Source organism: Stenotrophomonas maltophilia group sp. SKK55 (assembly GCF_057179845.1).
On record NZ_JBXUHP010000050.1, the window covers coordinates 1 to 350 of the forward strand.

Below are 350 nucleotides of genomic sequence, written 5' to 3' on the forward strand. Positions count from 1 at the left end.
CCCACCGCGTCATGGTTGCGCGCTTCGCCGTCCACGGCGGTCAGCCGGTGGCTGGTTGCGGGATAGGTGTAGCTGGCGGTGCCTGCCGAGGTGGTCAGCGCGGTGCGATTGCCGGTGGCGTCGTAGGCATAGGTTTCAATCGGTGTGCCTGTCGTCCCGTCCTGGGTCTGGGTCAGGCGACCCAGCGCGTCGTAGGCGTACTTGGCCAGCACCGACGAGCCTGCGCCGTTCTTCAGCTCGGTGATCGAACCGACGGGATCGTAGCCATAGCCCAGCGACAGGCCGCCTGCCGCGGGGTCATGCACCGCCTGCGGGCGGTAATCCAGATCCAGCGGACGCTGCAGCTGGCG

1 protein-coding gene is annotated in these 350 nt (G+C 68.3%); it reads right to left on the reverse strand.

Annotated elements, in window-relative coordinates:
* The coding region (locus AC2A1N_RS16415; RefSeq protein WP_484372890.1) for a hypothetical protein at positions 1-350 on the reverse strand (350 nt) is incomplete at both ends.